The following is a 652-nucleotide window of genomic DNA, read 5'->3' as shown; positions in this document are numbered from 1 at the left end:
TTATAATATTATTCTTATTTTTATATAGAATTTCCAATTTTTATTTTTATATGTATTAATTATAAAAAGGTATCCAAAATTTGAATATCTTTTTGAATATAAAAAAAGATTACGTGGCTACGTCTTACTCTCCCAGGCAGTTGCCCACCAAGTACCATCAGCGCTAAAGAGCTTAACTTCTGTGTTCGGAATGGGAACAGGTGTATCCTCTTTGCTATTGTAACCACATAATCTCTTATGCTTAATATTTCTATTAAGTTTTTCAAAGTTAATACTCTGAAAACTACAAACATTTATTGAATTAATCATTTTAATTGGTCAAGTCCTCGACCTATTAGTATCGATAAGCTAAATACATTACTGCACTTACACCTTCGACCTATCAACCAGGTAGTCTTCCTGGGGTCTTACCCTTACGGTGGGAAATCTTATCTTGAAGTTGGCTTCGCGCTTAGATGCTTTCAGCGCTTATCCATTCCGTACATAGCTACCCAGCCATGCCCTTGGCAGAACAACTGGTACACCAGAGGTACGTCCATCCCGGTCCTCTCGTACTAAGGACAGGTCTCCTCAAATTTCCTACGCCTGCGACGGATAGGGACCGAACTGTCTCACGACGTTCTGAACCCAGCTCGCGTACCACTTTAATGGG

2 rRNA genes are annotated in these 652 nt (G+C 39.1%); both read right to left on the bottom strand.

The annotated features are described in order from the left end of the window. Positions 1 to 111: 111 nt before the first annotated feature. A 5S ribosomal RNA gene (gene rrf, locus JWF52_RS16555) occupies positions 112 to 228 on the bottom strand. Between the two features lie 86 nt (positions 229 to 314). Further along, a 23S ribosomal RNA gene (locus JWF52_RS16550) occupies positions 315 to 652 on the bottom strand; the annotation flags it as partial.

Origin of the sequence: Clostridium sp. CCUG 7971 (assembly GCF_017590215.1) — a bacterium.
Taxonomy (GTDB): domain Bacteria; phylum Bacillota; class Clostridia; order Peptostreptococcales; family Peptostreptococcaceae; genus Faecalimicrobium.
The sequence above is the reverse complement of the archived record's forward strand: the minus strand, read 5'-3'. Positions and strand labels throughout refer to the sequence as shown.